Source organism: Streptomyces sp. NBC_01166, assembly GCF_045039765.1.
Lineage (GTDB): Bacteria > Actinomycetota > Actinomycetes > Streptomycetales > Streptomycetaceae > Streptomyces.
Genome location: NZ_CP108613.1, coordinates 7,005,400 through 7,022,091, shown reverse-complemented (window position 1 = coordinate 7,022,091; position 16,692 = coordinate 7,005,400). Strand labels below are relative to the sequence as shown.

Sequence of the window (16,692 nt, the reverse complement as noted above, 5' to 3'; positions counted from 1 at the left end):
GGGCACCCAGGATATTCATGTACGCCGACAACAGGGTTCCGGGTAGCCTCCCGTCCGATGAGTACCGCATGCCCGCCCTCTCCCGCCGTCGCCGCGATGGCGTCCCGGCTCGCCCAGGTGTCCGGTATCGAGGCCGTCGCCCTGGGCGGAAGCCGCGCCCGTGGCACCCATCGTCCCGACTCGGACTGGGATCTGGGCGTCTACTACCGGGGCGCCCCGGATCTGGGTGCCCTCACGGCCCTGGCGTCCGACGTCCAGGGGGCGCCGGCCGACGTGGCGGGACCCGGCGAGTGGGGTCCCTGGGTGAACGGCGGGGCGTGGCTGACGGTGGACGGGGTCGCCGTCGACTGGATCCTGCGCGATCTGGCCCGGGTGGAGTCGGTGTGGTCGGACTGCCGGGCGGGTCGCTTCGAGGTGGGGGTCCAGCCCGGCCATCCGCTGGGCTTCTGGTCACCGTGTTACGTGGGTGAGGTCGCCCTCGGCCGGGTGCTGGTGGACCCGGGCGGCGAGCTGACGTCCCTTCAGGAGGCGACGCGCTCCTACCCCGAGCCGCTGCGACGCGCGCTGACCGACGCGGCGTGGGAGGCGGAGTTCTCCGTGGCCTCCGCCCGCAAGTCGGCCCCGTCCGGGGACACGCTCCATGTCGCCCTCTGCCTGTCGAAGGCGTTCGGGATCCTTACCCAGGCCCTGCACGCCCACCACCGCGCCTGGTGTCTGAACGAGAAGGGTGCGCTCGCCTCCGCCGCCGCCCTGCCGGACACCCCGGCGGACTTCGCGGACCGGGTGTCCGCCGCTCTGCGCGGCCTGGACGCCCCGGCGGTGGAGGTGGCGGCCGGTGTCGTACAGGATGTTCGGGCTGTCCTGGACGGCAACTCCCCGGCCGTCGACGGTGTCCAGGGGCTTTCGGACGGGTGAACTATCGGTGGCGCGTGCATGCAACCGTTCGACGGCCGTAAGCGTCTTCCGTCGCGGTAAGTGATTGTGCCGGAGACGGCATTTCTCCACCGCACGCCATGACGAGGGAACCTCTATGACTCACCCCCTTCCCGGCCGCCGTCCGTCGCGCACCCTGGTCGGTGTACTCGCCGCCGCCGCGCTGACCGGGCTCGCCTCCCTGCCCGCCGTCGCCGTAGCCGCGGAGCCCGACCTCGGGATCGGGCCGCTGGCGCCGATCACGGATGCGCAGCCGGGCAGCGGCGTCGACGTGCCGTTCTCGGTACTGAACAAGGGCACCGAGGAAGTCGGGAAGACCTGGGTGACGTACTCCGTCACGTCGGGCCTCGGCACGGCCGACTCCTACGGCAACTGCACCTACTCGACGCAGTCGTCGGCCGACGAGGAGCCTGAGAAGACCCTCGCGGTGTGCGCCGTCGAGCAGCCGCTGAAGCCGGGCGTCGTCTACGTGCCGGAGAAGCCGATCGGGCTCAAGGCGCTGGACAACGCGCTGTACGACAAGGTCCGCATGACCGTCGAGGCCACGGATCCCGGAACGGGCGACGGCGGCGGGACGGACCCCGTGCCGGGCACGGGCGCACCGCTGAAGCTGGTCGAGAAGGCTCCGGCGACCGACGCCGACCGGGCGAGCCACAGCGAGGGTTCCTCCACGGCCGACGTCACCGCGGTCAACACGGCCGACTTCGCACTGACCGGCGCCCAGCTCGACGGCAAGGTCGGCGACGAGGTCACCGCGTCGGTGAAGTTCCTCAACAAGGGACCGGCCTGGGTCTACCGCGAGCTGGGCCAGGGTGCCGCGACCGTCGACGTCCGGATCCCCTCGGGAACCTCGGTCGTGAAGGCGCACGACTACTGCAGCCCGGTCACCAAGACCCATTACACCTGCGGCACCTCGCAGTCGTGGGTGGACGAGGCGGGTGGCGAGACGTACCCGTTCGTCCTCCGGATCGACAAGGCTGTCGAGGGTGCGACCGGGAAGGTCTCCTTCACCGGGGCGGACAGGCCCTTCGACAAGAACGCGGCCAACGACACCGCGGAGATCGTGATCGACGCCGGTACCGGCACCACGACCGGCGGTTCCTCGACGGGTGGTTCCACGACCGGCGGTTCCTCGACCGAAGGCTCCTCGACCACCGGCGGTACGGACACCTCCGGCGGTTCCGCCTCCGGTGGCTCCACGGCCGGTGGCTCCACGGCCGGTGGCTCCGACCCGAAGACGATGACGAGCGGCAATCTGGCGGCGACCGGCTCCGACTCCACCGTGCCCATGGTGGGCGCGGCAGCGGCGGCGCTGATCGCGGGCGGCGGAATCTTCTACGCCGTCCGGCGGCGTGCGGCTGCGGGCAACTAGCGGTACGGGCCTTCCGGCCGTGGCCGGTGCGGGACTCCCGCACCGGCCACAGCTGTACGGGTCCGGCCCGCACGAGAGGCGCCGGTGCTGGACCCGCGAGCCCGGCATGATCCGGACGAGCGCCCCTAGGCCTGTTTGCCGGCCCGGAGAGCCTGAAGGATCCTGTCCGCCGTCGCCCTGTCCCTGGCCGCGGTGAACGGCAGGTCGTTTCCGCCCGTGATTCGGTAGGGGGCCCCGGAGAGCGTCGACTGGACGCCGCCGGCCTCGGTGACCAGGAGCAGCCCCGCCGCGTGGTCCCACGCGAACTCCCAGTTGAACGCGACCGCGTCCTGCGCGCCGCAGGCGACCGCGAGGTACTCCAAGCCGGCCGATCCGCACGCGCGGGCGTCGATTCCGTCGGTCCGCAGGCCGAGCAGGGCGCGCTTCTGGGCGTCGGAGGTGTAGTCCGGGTGGGACATGGCCACCTTGAGCACCGCGCCGGGGGCGGGAGAACCACTGTGCAGAGCCGTGCCGTTGAGCGTGGCTCCCCGGCCGCGGACGGCGACGGCCATCTCGTCGAGGACGGGGGCGTACGTCCATGAGGCGTACACCTCTCCGTGCCGGGCGAGCGCCACCAGGGTGCAGAAGCCGGGTTCGCCGTGGACGAACTGGCGGGTGCCGTCGACCGGGTCGACGATCCACACGGGTGCGTCGCCGCCCAGGGCGTCCAGGACGGTGGGGTCGGCGTGGACGGCCTCCTCGCCGACGACGACCGAGCCGGGCAGCAGCCGGGTCAGGGACGCGGCGAGGTGCTCCTCGGCGAGCCGGTCGGCGGCGGTGACGAGGTCGTGGGGGCCGCTCTTCTCGACGATCTCGTGTGCGGCCAGCTGCCGGTAGCGCGGCATGATCTCGGCGGCGGCCGCCGCCCGGACCGCCGCCTCCACCTCGGCCGCCGGCCCGGCGTGCCCGGCGTTCCCGTACAGAAAGTCATCGATCATGACTCCAGCTAAGCACGGTCCGCCGGGGGCACCCCGGGCAGGTGGTCAGCGGCCGACCGCGTAGCCCTGCATCCCGCGGGGGTTGGCGGCGGCGGACAGGACGCCGGTCTCCGGGTCCCTGGCGACGGCACACATCCGGCCCTCGGACCACGCGTCGCCCACCGTGACGTCGTGACCGCGGCGGCGCAGCTCGGCGACGATCTCCGGGTCCATGCCCTCCTCGACGGTGACGCTGCCCGGGCGCATCCCGCGCGGGAAGAAGGAGCCGGGGAAGCTGTCGTTGTGCCAGTTGGGAGCGTCGATGGCGCCCTGGAGGTCGAGGCCGCCACGGACCCGGTCCCGCAGCGCCACGGCGAGGAAGAAGTGCAGCTGCCACTGGTCCTGCTGGTCACCGCCGGGGGTGCCGAACGCCATGACGGGGACTCCGTCGCGCAGGGCGAGGGACGGGGTCAGGGTGGTGCGCGGGCGGCGGCCGGGGGTCAGCGTGTTCGGCAGATCCTCGTCGAGCCAGGCCATCTGCAGGCGGGTGCCGAGCGGGAAGCCGAGCTCGGGCACGACCGGGTTGGACTGGAGCCAGCCACCGCTGGGGGTGGCGGCGACCATGTTCCCCCAGCGGTCGACGATGTCGAGGTGGCAGGTGTCGCCGCGGGTCGCGCCGTCCCTGGTCACCGTCGGCTCGCCGGCACGGTCCGCGGTGGCCGTCGGCTCGCCCGCGCCCTCCTTCGCGACGGTGGGCTCGCCCGCTCCGGCCACCGGGATGCCCATGGCGTCGAAGCCGGCCTCGCCGGAGGCCACGGCGTGGGCGTGCGCGCTGAGGACCGGGGCGCGGCCCTCGGGGCTGCCGGGGCGCAGCTCAAGGGAGGCGGTGTCCTCGACCAGGGCCCGGCGCTCGTCGTTGTACGCCTCGGAGAGCAGCGCGTCGAGCGGTACGCCGGTGGCGTCGCCGTACCAGGCCTCGCGGTCGGCCATGGCCAGCTTGCAGCCCTCGATGAGCAGATGGACGTAGTCGGCGGAACCGTAGGCGGGGAGTTCGGCCGGGAGGAGGGCGAGCTGCTGGAGGAAGGCGGGGCCCTGGCTCCAGCCCGCCGCCTTGGCCAGCGTCCAGCCGTTCCAGTCGTAGGTGGCGGGCGCCTCGTACGTCGCGGACCAGTCCGCCAGGTCGGCGGCGGCGAGCGTGCCGGTGTGGCGGGTGCCGCTGGTGTCCATGGTGGGGACGGCGGCCTGGCGGAGCAGCGCCTCGGCGATGAAGCCGGTGCGCCAGACGGCGCGGGCGGCGTCGATCTGCGCGACGCGGTCCGTACCGCCCTTCTCCTCGGCCTCGGCTATCAGGCGGCGCCAGGTGGCGGCGAGGGCGGGGTTGCGGAACAGCTTGCCGGGCTCGGGCGCCTTCCCGCCGGGGAGGTAGACCTCGGCGGAGGTCGGCCACTCGGTCTCGAAGAGCTCGCGGACGGTCTCCACCGTCTGGCCGACGCGCTCGACGGGGGCGTGGCCGTCCTCGGCGTATCCGATGGCGTAGCGCAGGACCTCGGCGAGGGTCTTCGTCCCGTGGTCGCGCAGCAGCAGCATCCAGGCGTCGAAGGCGCCGGGTACGGCGGCGGCGAGCGGGCCGGTGCCGGGGACGAGGTCGAGGCCGAGCGAGCGGTAGTGCGCGGCCGACGCGCCGGCGGGGGCGGGGCCCTGGCCGCACAGCACCCGCACGTCGCCGTCCTTCGGCGCGAGGATCATCGGGACTTCGCCGGCCGGTCCGTTGAGGTGCGGCTCGACGACGTGCAGGACGAATCCGGCGGCGACGGCGGCGTCGTAGGCGTTGCCGCCGTCCTCCAGGACGGCCATCGCGGACTGCGAGGCGAGCCAGTGGGTGGAGGACACCATGCCGAAGGTGCCCTGGAGGGTGGGGCGGGTGGTGAACACGGGTGCGGCTCCTTGCTGCGGGCGTGCGGAGTTCTGTGGTGCGTTGTGGATCGTACGGAGGGCGGGCGGGGCCCGTCAGGTCGCCGCGTCCGGGGCGGTGCCGTCGTCGGCCACGAGATGGCAGGAGACCTGCCGCCCGCCGGGGATCTCGCGCAGGGCGGGCACCTCGGTGCGGCACCGGTCGACGGCGAGCGGGCAGCGGGTGTGGAAGCGGCAGCCGGGCGGAGGGTCGAGCGGGCTGGGCAGCTCGCCGTGCAGCACGATGCGCTCGCGGGAGCGCTGGACGACGGGGTCGGGGACCGGCGCCGCGGAGAGCAGTGCCTGGGTGTAGGGGTGCTTGGGGGCGGCGAACAACTCGGCGGTCGGAGCCTGTTCGACGATCTGCCCGAGGTACATCACGGCGATCCGGTCGGCGAGGAATTCGACGGCGGCCAGGTCGTGGGTGATGAACAGGCAGCCGAAGCCCCGGTCGCGCTGGAGATCGGCGAGGAGGTTGAGCACGGACGCCTGGACCGAGACGTCGAGCGCCGAGGTGGGTTCGTCGGCGACGACCAGGTCGGGGTCGCAGGACAGGGCCCGGGCGATCGAGATGCGCTGGCGCTGCCCGCCGGACAGCTCGTGGGGGTGCCGGTCGGCGTGCTCGGGGCGCAGCCCGACCTGGCCGAGCAGCTGCTCGACCCGTTCCCGTACGGCCGCTCCGCGGGCGCGGCGGTGCAGCCGGATGGGCTCCGCGATGATCTGGCCGACGGTCATCCGGGGGTCCAGGGAGGACGAGGGGTCCTGGAAGACCAGGTGGAAGTCCTTGCGCAGGGGGCGCAGGGCGCGGCGGGAGAGGTGGCTGATGTCGGTGCCGTTGATGTGGACGGTGCCGGCGGTGGGTTCGTCGAGGCGTACGGCGCAGCGGCCGACGGTCGACTTGCCGCTGCCGGACTCGCCCACGAGGCCGACGACCTCGCCGCGGCCGATGGTGATCGAGACGCCGTCGACGGCCCGGACGGTGCCGCCGCCGGAGGCACCGAAGTGCCGTTCCATGCCGTTGATCTCCAGCACCGGGGGGTGCGGGGCGGCGTCCTCGCCGTCGGCGTCGCGCGGGGCGGGGACGGTCTGTGCGGTGGTCACTTTCCGGCCTCCTGGTCGGGTCGCGATCCGAGGTCCTCGGGGCGCGTGGGCGTTTCGGTGGTGGCCTCGGCGTCGCTCTCCGGGTACGGGTGCCAGCAGGCGGCCCGGTGCGGCGCGTCCGCTCCGGCCTCGGGGTCGACGGCACGGAAGCCGGGGCGGCTGCCGGTGCAGGTGTCGTCGGCGCGGGAGCAGCGGGGCGCGAAGGTGCAGGCGTCGGGCTGGCTGTCGAGGCTCGGGACCAGGCCGGGGATCTCGGGCAGCCGCCGCTTGCCCTCGCCGCCGGGCCGCAGCACGGCGCCGAGCAGACCACGGGTGTACGGGTGCCGGCTTGAGGCGAACAGGTCGTGGACCGGGGCCTGTTCGACGGCTCGCCCGGCGTACATGACGAGCACCCGGTCGGCGGCGTCGGCGACGACCCCGAGGTCGTGGGTGACCAGGACGATGGCGGTGCCGAGGCGCTCGCGCAGGGACTGGAGGACCTCGAGGATGCCGGCCTGCACGGTGACGTCCAGGGCGGTCGTCGGTTCGTCGGCGATGAGGACGGCCGGGTCGCAGGCCACCGCGATCGCGATCATGACGCGCTGCCGCATGCCGCCGGAGAGCTGGTGCGGGTACTCGTCGATCCGGCGTGCCGGCGCCGGGATCCCGACGAGTTCGAGGAGTTCGACGGCGCGGGCCCTGGCCTCCTTGCGGCTCAGCCCCTGGTGCCGGCGGAGCACTTCGCCGATCTGCCGGCCGATGGTGAGGACCGGGTTCAGCGAGGTCATCGGCTCCTGGAAGATCATCGCGATGTCTTTGCCGCGGACGTGCCGGAGCTCCTTCTCGGGAGCGCCGACCAGCTCTCGCCCGCCGAGCCTGATCGAGCCGCCGATGCGGGCGGTCGGCGGGAGCAGGCCCATGGCAGCCATGGAGGTGACGGACTTCCCGCAGCCCGACTCCCCCACCACGGCGAGGACCTCGCCGGGCGCCAGGTCGTAGGAGACCCCGTCGACGGCGTGCACGGTGCGGGTGTCGGAGTGGAAGGAGACCGACAGGTCGCGCACGCTCAGGGCGGGTTCGGCCGCCGTCTTCCGCGCGGGTTCGAGAACGGTCTCGGTCATCGGGTCGCTCCTCGTGGGTCCAGGACGTCACGCAGCCCGTCGCCGAGCAGGTTGAAGGCCAGCGTCGCCGCGACGATCGCGAGGCCGGGGAAGACGGCCAGCCAGGGGGCGGGCGCCAGGAAGGACTGGGCGCCCGAGAGCATCACACCCAGCGAGGGGTTCGGCGGCTGGACGCCGAGGCCGAGGAAGCTCAGCAGCGCCTCGCCGATGATCGCGGCGGGGATGCCCACGGTCGCCTGGACGATCAGGGCGGAGGTGGCGTTGGGGAGGATGTGCCGGAAGAGGACGGTGCCGTCGCCGCCCCCGTTGGCGACGGCCGCGGCGACGTAGTCGACGTGCTTGAGCCGCAGGGTCTCCGCCCGGGTGATGCGGATGACGGCGGGGATCTGCGAGATGCCGATGGCGATGGTCGCGTTGGTGAGCGACGGGCCGAGGATCGCGGCGAGTCCGACGGCGAGCACCAGGAAGGGGAAAGCCAGCATGGTGTCGGTGAGGCGGGACACCGCGGTGTCCGCGAACCGGCCGTAGTAGCCGGCGAGCAGCCCCAGCGGTACGCCGACGAGGAAGGCCAGCACGACGGCGACGAGGCCGACCTGCATGGACGCGCGGGCGCCGTGCACGATGCGGGAGAGCTGGTCGCGGCCGAGGTCGTCCGTACCGAGCCAGTGCGAGGCGCTGGGCTCCGCCAGGACGTTCCCGAAGTCGGGCTGCGACGGGTCGTACGGGGCGATGAGCGGGGCGAACAGGGCGGCCAGGATGAAGACGGCGGCGATGACCGCGCCGGTGAGCGCGAGCCGGTTCCTGCGCAGGGCGCGCAGCTTGCCGCCGCCGGACTTCCGCTTGCCCGCCTCGGGCGGGGTGGGGAGCACTGTGGTCGCGGTGGTCACCGGGCACCTCCGAGCCGGATGCGCGGGTCGATGACCGAATAGACCACGTCGACCAGCAGGTTGATGAGGATGTACGCGGCGGAGGTGCAGAGCACCACGGCCTGGAGTGTCGCGTAGTCGCGGGTGAAGACGGCGTCGATGGTGAGTTTGCCGAAGCCGGGGAGGACGAAGATCTGCTCGGTGACCACGGCGCCGGAGATCAGGTGGCCGAGCTGGAGGCCGAGCACGGTCACGACGGTGACGAGCGAGTTGCGCAGCGCGTGCCCGCCGACGACGGAGCCCCCGGACAGACCCTTGGCGCGGGCGGTCCTGACGTAGTCGGCGGAGAGCGAATCGAGCATCGCGGCCCGCGTCTGGCGCATCACGACGGCGGCGAGGCCGGAGCCGAGCACGATCGCGGGGAGCACCATGCGGCGCAGGTTGTCGACGGGATCGGTGCCGAAGGGTACGTAACCGGAGGCGGCGAACACCGGGACGGCGATGGCGAATCCGAGGACGAGCACGATGCCGAGCCAGAAGGTCGGGATGGAGAGACCGATCAGCGCGATGGCGTTGGCGATCCACTCCTCCGGCTTGCCGCGCCGGACGGCGGCGACCACTCCGGCGCCGATGCCGACCACGATCGCCAGCAGCAGGGAGAGCGCGGCCAGTTCCAGCGTGACGGGCAGGGCCTGCCCGATCGCGTCGGCGACGGGGAGGCCGGTACGGGAGGAGGTGCCGAGGTCGCCGGTCAGGGCGTGGCCGATGAACCGTCCGTACTGGATGACGACGTTGTCGTTCAGACCGTAGCTCTCCCGGACGGCGGCGAGTGCCTCGGGGCTGCGTTCCTCACCGGCCAGCGCGAGCGCCGGGTCGCCGGGCAGGGCCCGGATGCCGGCGAAGACGACGATGCTGACGAGGAAGAGCGTGATGAGGGACTGACGCAGGCGCGTCAGCAGGTACTTCGTCATCGGGTGTACCCCGCATTCTTGACCCGGACCAGTCCGTCGCCGTAGACGTGGATGCCCGCGATGTCCTTGCCGGCGACGACGTAGTTCTTCTGCCGGTAGAGGTAGATCAGGGCGTGGGCGTCCTGCACGCGCCGGGTGAGCTCGGTGTAGATCTCGGTGCGCCGTTCGGGGTCCGCGACACTGCGGCCCTCGGCGATCAGCTTGTCGATCTCCGGGTCGCCGAGACCGTAGGCGTTCATGGCGCCCGCGGTCTTGAGGAAGTTGGAGACGTTGCCGTCCGGGTCGAGCCTGCCGGACCAGCCGCTGGTGAAGACGTCGTAGTCGCCGGCGTCGGTCTCCGCGAGCATGGTGGCGTACTCGGTGGGACGGAGCGACAGTTCGAAGCCCGCCTCCTTGACCATGGCCTGGAGCACCTGCCCGACGCGACCCTGCTCAGGGGTGGTGGACGTCTTCAGCTCGATCTTCACCGGGGTCTTCACCCCGGCCTCCTTCAGCAGCTCCTTCGCGCGGTCGACGTCACGCCGGGGGCAGTCCTCCGGCTCGACGCCCGGGGCGATGGCGGACTGCGGGGAGATGGGTCCGCAGGCCGGTTCGTACATGCCCTGGAAGACGACCTTGTTGAGCAGCTCGCGGTCGATGGCCAGCTCGAAGGCCTCGCGGACCCGGACGTCACGGGCGATCGGGGTGTCGATCTTCCCGGGCTTCTGCCCGAGGCCCTTCACGTTGCCGACGTTGAGTCCGATGCCCTGGTAGCCGAGCGAGGGCGAGTTGAACAGCTGGAGCTTCGGCTCGGTCAGGGCGCTCTGTACGTCGACGGGAGCCATCTGGTCGCCGACCTGGAGGTCGCCGGAGCGCAGGTTGGCGAGCCTGACGTTGCCGTCGGGGATCGGCTTGTAGACCACACCGTCGAGGTGCACCTGGTCGGCGTCGTAGTAGTTCGTGTCCTTCTTGAGCACGATCCGGTCGCCGCCGACGCGCTCGACGAAGCGGAAGGGGCCGACGCAGGAGGGGTGGTTGGTGAAGTTCTTCCCGTACTTCTCGAGTGCGGTGGGTGACATCACCATCCCGGCCCGGTCGGCGAGCACGCCGGTGAGCGGGACGTAGGAGTGGTCCAGCGTCAGCCGGACCGTGAGCGGCCCGGTGGCCTCGGCCTTGCTGACCGGTGCGAGTTCGGTGGAGCGCGCGGATCCCGGGAGATCGCGGTGGCGCAGCAGCGAGGTGACGACCGCGTCGGCGTCGAGCCGGGTGCCGTCGCTGAATTTCACCCCCGGACGCACCTTGAAGGTGACCGTACGGCCGTCGGCCGAGGTGGTGGGGAGCGACGAGGCCAACTGCGGCACGACGGTGCCGTCCTCGTCGATGTCGTAGAGCTTCTCGCACATGCTCGCGAAGACCGTGCGGCCTACGAGGGTCTGCGCGAGGGTGGGGTCCAGTTTGTCGGGGTCGGAGTTGAGAGCGACGGTGAGTGTCCCGCCGTCGCGTACGGACCGGTCATCGGTCATGCGCACACCACCGACTTCGGTCGCCGAGGACTGCAACGACGCGCAGCCCGAGGTGAGGGACACCAACGCAACCGCCACCAGGGCAACCGCTTTTCGGCGCACGGGGGCCTACCTCCCGCCAGGGGTGATCAAGGAATATCGCCGACCGTATTTCGCATACAGTCCGCAAGGCAAGGCCTCGGCTCACATAGCGGACGGGTTTTACCTGACGATCGGATAACGGAGCACCTGCGGTCGCCCCGGCACGACCGCTCACCTGCGGGTCCAAGGCCGCGACGGCCTGGATGCGGCCTCCGGTTCGTATACGGATGCCCGGAACCTTCCGCTCCGCACCCGACGTCGGCCTGGGCGGCGGCGCCGACAGGCGTCGTCATGACTACGGACCGGAGTCACCGCGCGTTGCGGCGGTTTCCTGATCCTCTGTCCTGCAGCCTCATCACCGATGGTCACTCGCGGGGAAGACAACGAGCCTCGCGAGCGCTGACGTCACAAGCGGTTCAACTCATCGGAGGCCCGGCGATGCACGGCGAATACAAGGTTCCTGGCGGCAAACTCGTGGTGGTCGACCTGACGAATCAGGACGGCGTGCTGCGCGACGTACGGGTCGCGGGCGACTTCTTCCTGGAACCCGACGAGGCGATCACCGCGATCGACGAGGCGCTGGAAGGCGCCCCCGCCGACACCGACGCCGCAGGTCTGGCCACCCGCATCGAAGCGATGCTGCCCGAGGGCACCGTCATGTACGGGATCACCGCCGAGGGCGTCGCCGTGGCGGTCCGGCGCGCACTCGCCCGGGCCACCGACTGGACCGACTACGACTGGCAGCTCATCCACGAGGGACCGCAGTCCCCCGCCCTGCACATGGCCCTCGACGAGGTGCTCACCGCCGAGGTCGCCGCCGGGCGCCGGCCCCCGACGCTGCGCGTCTGGGAGTGGGGCGCCCCGGCCGTCATCATCGGCAGCTTCCAGTCCCTCCGCAACGAGGTCGACCCCGAGGGGGCGGCCCGCCACGGCGTGACGGTCGTGCGCCGCATCTCGGGCGGCGGAGCCATGTTCGTGGAGGCCGGGAACACCATCACGTACTCCCTCTCGGTCCCCTCCTCCCTGGTCTCAGGACTTTCGTTCGCCGACTCCTACGCCTATCTCGACGAATGGGTTCTCGACGCGCTCGGAGACATGGGGATCAAGGCCTGGTACCAGCCCCTCAACGACATCGCGACGGACGTCGGCAAAATCGCCGGAGCCGCCCAGAAACGCATGGTCGGCCCCGACGGCGGCCCGGGCGCGATCCTCCACCACGTCACCATGTCCTACGACATCGACGCCGACAAGATGCTCGATGTCCTCCGCATCGGCAAGGAGAAGATGTCCGACAAGGGCACCAGGTCGGCCAGGAAGAGGGTCGACCCGCTGCGCCGGCAGACGGGCCTGCCCCGGGAGGCGGTCATCGACCGCATGGTGCGGTCCTTCCGCGACCGCTACGGACTCGCCGCCGGCGGTGTCACCGGCGAGGAGCTGGCGCGGGCGGAGGAGCTGGCCGCCACGAAGTTCAGCAGCACGGAGTGGACGGCACGGGTGCCGTAGGCACGCTCGGCCGCCGGGCGGGGCGGAGCCCGGAACGCGCGCGGCCGCCCCGGCAGGTGAGCACCTGCCGGGGCGGCCGTGGTTCAACGCGATGCGGGGGGATCAGCCCAGGGTCGCGATGGCCTTGTTGAAGGTGGCCGACGGACGCATGACCGCCTCCGCCTTCGCGGGGTCGGGCTGGTAGTAGCCACCGATGTCGGCCGGCTTGCCCTGGACGGCGGCCAGCTCGTCGATGATGGTCTGCTCCTGCTCGGACAGCGTCTTGGCGAGCGGTCCGAACGCCTCGGCGAGCGCGGCGTCGTCGGTCTGCCGCGCCAGCTCCTGAGCCCAGTAGAGCGCCAGGTAGAAGTGGCTGCCGCGGTTGTCGATGCCACCGATCTTGCGGCTCGGGGACTTGTCCTCGTTGAGGAAGGTGCCCGTCGCCCGGTCCAGGGTGTCGGCGAGCACCTTGGCGCGCGCGTTGTCCGTGGTGGTGGCGAGGTGCTCGAAGCTGACCGCGAGGGCGAGGAACTCACCCAGGCTGTCCCAGCGCAGGTAGTCCTCCTTGACCAGCTGCTGGACATGCTTGGGCGCGGAACCGCCGGCACCCGTCTCGAACAGTCCGCCGCCGTTCATGAGCGGGACGACGGAGAGCATCTTCGCGCTGGTGCCCAGCTCGAGGATGGGGAACAGGTCGGTGAGGTAGTCACGCAGCACGTTGCCGGTGACCGAGATGGTGTCCTCACCGCGGCGGATGCGCTCCAGGGAGAAGGCCGTGGCCTCCTCCGGCGTCCGGATGGAGATGTCCAGGCCGTCGGTGTCGTGGTCGGCCAGGTAGGTGTTGACCTTGGCGATGAGGTTGGCGTCGTGCGCGCGGCCCTCGTCGAGCCAGAACACGGCCGGGTTGCCGGTCGCGCGGGCGCGGGTGACGGCGAGCTTGACCCAGTCCTGGATCGGGAGGTCCTTGGTCTGGCACATCCGGAAGATGTCACCGGCTCCGACGGCCTGCTCCAGCACGACGTCGCCCTTGCCGTCGACGACCCGCACCGTGCCGGTGGCGGGGACCTCGAAGGTCTTGTCGTGGCTGCCGTACTCCTCGGCCTTCTGCGCCATCAGACCGACGTTGGGTACGGAGCCCATGGTCGACGGGTCGAAGGCGCCGTTGGCGCGGCAGTCGTCGATGACGACCTGGTAGACGCCCGCGTAGCTGCTGTCGGGCAGGACCGCGATGGTGTCGGCCTCGTTGCCGTCCGGGCCCCACATGTGGCCGGACGTACGGATCATGGCGGGCATGGACGCGTCGACGATGACGTCGCTCGGCACGTGGAGGTTGGTGATGCCCTTGTCGGAGTCGACCATCGCCAGGGCGGGGCCCTCGGCGAGCTCGGCCTCGAAGGACGCCTTGATCTCGGCGCCGACGTCCGGCAGGGAGTCGAGACCCTTGAGGATGCCGCCGAGGCCGTCGTTCGGGGTCAGGCCGGCCGCCGCGAGCGCGTCGCCGTACTTGGCGAAGGTGTTCGGGAAGAAGGCGCGGACCACGTGGCCGAAGATGATCGGGTCGGAGACCTTCATCATCGTGGCCTTCAGGTGCACGGAGAACAGCACACCCTCGGCCTTGGCGCGCGCGACCTGTGCGGTGAAGAACTCACGCAGCGCGGCGACGCGCATCACGGCGGCGTCCACGACCTCGCCCTCGAGGACCGGGACGGACTCGCGCAGCACCGTGGTGGTGCCGTCGTCGCCCGCGAGCTCGATGCGCAGCGAACCGGCCTCGGAGATGACGACGGACTTCTCGGTCGAGCGGAAGTCGTCGACGCCCATGGTGGCGACGTTCGTCTTCGAGTCGGCGGACCAGGCGCCCATGCGGTGCGGGTGCGCCTTGGCGTAGTTCTTGACCGACGCGGGGGCGCGGCGGTCGGAGTTGCCCTCACGCAGGACGGGGTTCACCGCACTGCCCTTGACCTTGTCGTACCGCGCGCGGACGTCCTTGTCCTCGTCGGTCTGCGGGTCGTCCGGGTAGTCGGGAAGCGCGTAGCCCTGCTCCTGGAGCTCTGCGATCGCGGCCTTCAGCTGAGGGATCGAGGCCGAGATGTTGGGCAGCTTGATGATGTTCGCGCCGGGAGTCCTGGCCAGCTCACCGAGCTCGGCGAGCGCGTCATCGATACGCTGATCGGCCTTGAGACGCTCCGGGAAGCCGGCGATGATCCGCCCCGCCAGGGAGATGTCGCGGCGCTCCACCGTGACACCCGCGGTCGAGGCGTACGCCTCGATGACAGGCAGGAACGAGTACGTCGCCAGGGCAGGGGCCTCGTCGGTGTGCGTATAGATGATGGTCGAGTCAGTCACCGGGTGCTCCGCTCCACGTCTGCAACATTGCTTGACATCAAGATATCTCGTGACCGGCCCCCTCTCCACAGTGGCCCGCGCCCATTCCGGCGGAACCGGTCACTCCTGTCCGGCGGGGCGCGGAGTGCCGGGGGCCCTTCGCGCTTCGACCAGCCCGGACTCGTACGCGAAGACGACCAGCTGGGCCCGGTCACGGGCACCCAGCTTCGTCATGGCACGGCTGATGTGGGTCTTGGCCGTGTAGGGGCTGACCACCATGTGGACGGCGATCTCCTCGTTGGACAGCCCCCGCGCCGCCAGAGCGGTCACCTCGCGCTCACGGCGGGTGAGCGTCTCCAGGCCCGGGGCGGTGGCACGGTCGGGGGGCCTGGAGACGAATTCGCCGATCAGCCGGCGCGTGATGGACGGCGAGAGCAGGGCCTCGCCGCCCGCCGCGACCTCGATGGCCCTCAGGAGTTCGGCCGGTTCGGTGTCCTTGAGCAGGAATCCGGCAGCCCCGGCGCGCAGGGTGTCGAAGACGTACTCGTCGAGACCGTAGTTGGTGAGGATGACCACATGCACGCCGTCGAGCGCCGGGTCGGCCGCGATCTCGCGCGTGGCGTCGATCCCGGTCATGACGGGCATCTGTACGTCCATGAGCACCACGTCCGGGGTGTGCGCGCGGACCAGCTCCACGCCCGCCCGTCCGTCGGCGGCCTCTCCGACGACCTCGATGCCCTCCTCGGCGTCCAGCAGCGCACGGAATCCGGCGCGCATGAGGGCCTGGTCGTCGACGATCACGACGCGGATCATCCGGTGCCCCTCCGGGGTGCCAGCGGCAGTTCGGCGCGGACCGAGAAGCCCCCTCGGGCGCGGGGCACGGTTTCGAGGGTGCCGCCGAGAGCGGTGACCCGCTCGCGCATGCCGGTCAGTCCGGTGCCGGGCGTGACGTGGTCGCCGGGCAGACAGGGGCCCTCGTCGTCGACGGAGACGACGAGCGCCGTGTCCGCGTAGGTGAGCCGCACCGACGTCCCCGCCCGGTCCGCGTGCCGGGCGACGTTGGTCAGCGCCTCCTGCACGATGCGGTACGCCGCGCCGTCGACATCGGCCGGCACGGCCCGTACGTCACCCTCGACGGCGACGGTCAGCACGATGCCCGCGGCCCGGGCCCGCCCGGCGAGCTCGTCCATCCGGTCGAGGCCGGAGCCTGGGTCCACCACATCCGTGCGGAGCACCTCCAGTGTCGAGCGGAGCTCCCGCATCGCCTCGCCGCTCGCCTCCTGGATGGCGAGCAGCGCCGGTTCCACTTCCGCGCCCCGCTTGCGGGCCAGGTGGACGGCGACCCCGGCCTGGAGCTTCACGATCGAGATGGAGTGGGTCAGCGAGTCGTGCAGTTCACGGGCGATGCGCAGCCTTTCCTCGCCCGCCCGGCGCAGGGCCGTCTCCTCCCGTGTGCGCTCGGCGTCCAGCGCACGCTTCTCGGTCTGCCGCAGATAGGCCTGCCAGTTCTTGTCGATGAGGCCGGTGACTCCCGCGCACAGGAACCAGCCGAGCAGGAGCAGTGTGCGCTCGACGGTGTCCTGGACTCCCGGCACGGAGACGAACAGCACCGCGGAGTAGCCGACGAGGAACACCGCCCCGACTCCGGCCGCCTGCGCCCGGTACCCGTTGCGCGCCGCCGCGTGGACGGCGACGACCACGGGGAGCGCGACCCAGCTCCCCGGATGCGCGTGGACGGCGTACCCGAACATGCAGAGCGTGGTCACCACGAGCACGGCGCGGGGCGCCCGGCGGTGCGCGGCGAGCGCCAGGGAGCCGGCCAGGACGAGCAGCACGTCGAGGCCGCCGGGCGAGGAGGCCAGGCACGCCGCCGTGACGACGGCCGCTCCGATGACCGCCGCGGCCGCCGCGTCCAGCAGTGTCCGCCGGTCGATGTCCCCCCGCATGAGCGGCACACTAACTCCCGTACGCCGACGGGCGCGTCGTCCTGGAGGACGGTGTCGCCACTGCTCCCGGGGAAGTAGTACGGACGTTTTCCCGTCGCCCAGGGGCA

13 protein-coding genes are annotated in these 16,692 nt (G+C 71.6%); 3 read left to right on the top strand and 10 right to left on the bottom strand.

Annotated elements, in window-relative coordinates; all coding sequences use genetic code 11:
• The first annotated feature begins 57 nt into the window (after window positions 1-57).
• Both OG379_RS31755 and OG379_RS31750 read left to right on the top strand, forming a co-directional pair.
• On the top strand, window positions 58-915 hold the full coding sequence (locus OG379_RS31755; RefSeq protein ID WP_405666486.1) for a nucleotidyltransferase domain-containing protein: 858 nt from the start codon (window positions 58-60) through the stop codon (window positions 913-915).
• A gap of 115 nt (window positions 916-1,030) precedes the next feature.
• On the top strand, window positions 1,031-2,305 hold the full coding sequence (locus tag OG379_RS31750) for an LAETG motif-containing sortase-dependent surface protein (RefSeq protein WP_405666484.1): 1,275 nt from the start codon (window positions 1,031-1,033) through the stop codon (window positions 2,303-2,305).
• A gap of 125 nt (window positions 2,306-2,430) precedes the next feature.
• Here the strand turns inward: OG379_RS31750 and OG379_RS31745 are convergent, their stop codons facing one another.
• The 7 genes from OG379_RS31745 to OG379_RS31715 all read right to left on the bottom strand — a co-directional run bounded on the left by OG379_RS31745 (window position 2,431) and on the right by OG379_RS31715 (window position 10,751).
• The gene (locus OG379_RS31745; protein WP_405666483.1) at window positions 2,431-3,282 is read right to left on the bottom strand and encodes an inositol monophosphatase family protein; all 852 of its coding nucleotides are present in this window, start codon (window positions 3,280-3,282) and stop codon (window positions 2,431-2,433) included.
• A gap of 45 nt (window positions 3,283-3,327) precedes the next feature.
• Complete coding sequence (locus OG379_RS31740; RefSeq protein WP_405666481.1) at window positions 3,328-5,193, bottom strand: gamma-glutamyltransferase family protein; 1,866 nt, start codon at window positions 5,191-5,193, stop codon at window positions 3,328-3,330.
• Between the two features lie 75 nt (window positions 5,194-5,268).
• The gene (locus tag OG379_RS31735; RefSeq protein WP_405668720.1) at window positions 5,269-6,225 is read right to left on the bottom strand and encodes an ABC transporter ATP-binding protein; all 957 of its coding nucleotides are present in this window, start codon (window positions 6,223-6,225) and stop codon (window positions 5,269-5,271) included.
• Between the two features lie 83 nt (window positions 6,226-6,308).
• Window positions 6,309-7,412, bottom strand: a complete 1,104-nt coding sequence (locus OG379_RS31730; RefSeq protein ID WP_405666480.1) for an ABC transporter ATP-binding protein — start codon at window positions 7,410-7,412, stop codon at window positions 6,309-6,311.
• Entirely contained in the window at window positions 7,409-8,299 is an 891-nt protein-coding gene (locus OG379_RS31725; protein ID WP_393765950.1) for an ABC transporter permease, read from the bottom strand. Before OG379_RS31725 ends, OG379_RS31730 begins: the two co-directional genes overlap by 4 nt.
• Complete coding sequence (locus tag OG379_RS31720) at window positions 8,296-9,249, bottom strand: ABC transporter permease (protein ID WP_405666478.1); 954 nt, start codon at window positions 9,247-9,249, stop codon at window positions 8,296-8,298. Before OG379_RS31720 ends, OG379_RS31725 begins: the two co-directional genes overlap by 4 nt.
• Window positions 9,246-10,751, bottom strand: coding sequence for an ABC transporter substrate-binding protein (locus tag OG379_RS31715; protein WP_405666477.1), 1,506 nt, complete (start codon window positions 10,749-10,751; stop codon window positions 9,246-9,248). Before OG379_RS31715 ends, OG379_RS31720 begins: the two co-directional genes overlap by 4 nt.
• Window positions 10,752-11,270: 519 nt before the next feature.
• On the opposite strand from OG379_RS31715, the gene OG379_RS31710 reads away from it, so the two are divergent.
• On the top strand, window positions 11,271-12,335 hold the full coding sequence (locus OG379_RS31710; RefSeq protein WP_405666476.1) for a biotin/lipoate A/B protein ligase family protein: 1,065 nt from the start codon (window positions 11,271-11,273) through the stop codon (window positions 12,333-12,335).
• A gap of 102 nt (window positions 12,336-12,437) precedes the next feature.
• On the opposite strand, the gene OG379_RS31705 is transcribed toward OG379_RS31710, so the two are convergent.
• The 3 genes from OG379_RS31705 to OG379_RS31695 all read right to left on the bottom strand — a co-directional run bounded on the left by OG379_RS31705 (window position 12,438) and on the right by OG379_RS31695 (window position 16,585).
• Complete coding sequence (locus tag OG379_RS31705) at window positions 12,438-14,660, bottom strand: NADP-dependent isocitrate dehydrogenase (RefSeq protein WP_405666474.1); 2,223 nt, start codon at window positions 14,658-14,660, stop codon at window positions 12,438-12,440.
• Between the two features lie 99 nt (window positions 14,661-14,759).
• On the bottom strand, window positions 14,760-15,452 hold the full coding sequence (locus OG379_RS31700) for a response regulator (protein WP_405666472.1): 693 nt from the start codon (window positions 15,450-15,452) through the stop codon (window positions 14,760-14,762).
• Window positions 15,449-16,585, bottom strand: a complete 1,137-nt coding sequence (locus tag OG379_RS31695) for a sensor histidine kinase (protein WP_405666471.1) — start codon at window positions 16,583-16,585, stop codon at window positions 15,449-15,451. The genes OG379_RS31700 and OG379_RS31695 overlap by 4 nt, the downstream gene beginning before the upstream one ends.
• Window positions 16,586-16,692 lie beyond the last annotated feature (107 nt).

Excerpts from the sequence above, each read along its gene's own strand:
- OG379_RS31745 (WP_405666483.1), bottom strand. The coding sequence starts at position 3,282 with ATGATCGATGACTTTCTGTACGGGAACGCCGGGCACGCCGGGCCGGCG.
- OG379_RS31755 (WP_405666486.1), top strand. The coding sequence starts at position 58 with ATGAGTACCGCATGCCCGCCCTCTCCCGCCGTCGCCGCGATGGCGTCC.
- OG379_RS31700 (WP_405666472.1), bottom strand. The coding sequence starts at position 15,452 with ATGATCCGCGTCGTGATCGTCGACGACCAGGCCCTCATGCGCGCCGGA.
- OG379_RS31750 (WP_405666484.1), top strand. The coding sequence starts at position 1,031 with ATGACTCACCCCCTTCCCGGCCGCCGTCCGTCGCGCACCCTGGTCGGT.
- OG379_RS31695 (WP_405666471.1), bottom strand. The coding sequence starts at position 16,585 with ATGCGGGGGGACATCGACCGGCGGACACTGCTGGACGCGGCGGCCGCG.
- OG379_RS31715 (WP_405666477.1), bottom strand. The coding sequence starts at position 10,751 with ATGACCGATGACCGGTCCGTACGCGACGGCGGGACACTCACCGTCGCT.
- OG379_RS31730 (WP_405666480.1), bottom strand. The coding sequence starts at position 7,412 with ATGACCGAGACCGTTCTCGAACCCGCGCGGAAGACGGCGGCCGAACCC.
- OG379_RS31710 (WP_405666476.1), top strand. The coding sequence starts at position 11,271 with ATGCACGGCGAATACAAGGTTCCTGGCGGCAAACTCGTGGTGGTCGAC.
- OG379_RS31735 (WP_405668720.1), bottom strand. The coding sequence starts at position 6,225 with ATGGAACGGCACTTCGGTGCCTCCGGCGGCGGCACCGTCCGGGCCGTC.
- OG379_RS31720 (WP_405666478.1), bottom strand. The coding sequence starts at position 9,249 with ATGACGAAGTACCTGCTGACGCGCCTGCGTCAGTCCCTCATCACGCTC.